This window comes from Paraburkholderia sp. J11-2, from assembly GCF_905220185.1.
Classification (GTDB): domain Bacteria; phylum Pseudomonadota; class Gammaproteobacteria; order Burkholderiales; family Burkholderiaceae; genus Paraburkholderia.
The window spans coordinates 1-316 of record NZ_CAJMYY010000139.1; the positions used below are offsets into that span (position 1 = coordinate 1).

General features: G+C 66.1%; 1 protein-coding gene. It reads right to left on the bottom strand.

Annotation, left to right across the window (positions count from 1 at the left end; genetic code table 11):
- Nucleotides 1-316, bottom strand: a 316-nt coding sequence (locus tag U5A57_RS41520; protein ID WP_321918141.1) for a hypothetical protein, incomplete at both ends; no start/stop codon positions are given.

Genomic DNA, 316 nt, shown 5'->3' on the forward strand with positions numbered 1-316 from the left:
GCCGTTCACGAGTTGCGAGCTGTTCAGCGCCTTGAGGTCAGCCGAGTTCAGCTGGCGCACCTGCGTCGAGCTCAGCGCCGCGAGTTGACCGGTGCTCAAACCCGAAACCTGTGCGCTCGTCAGCAGGTTCACCGACAGCGTCGCCAGCTGCGACGTCGTCAGCGCGTTGAGCGCCGTCGAGGTCAGCGACTGCACTTGCGACGAGCTCAGCTGGCCGATGCCTGCCGAACCCAGTGCCTGCACTTCAGTCGTGCTCAGCGCGTTCAGGTCGGCGGTGCCGAGCTGGGCAACCTGGCTGGAGGTCAGTGCCGCGATG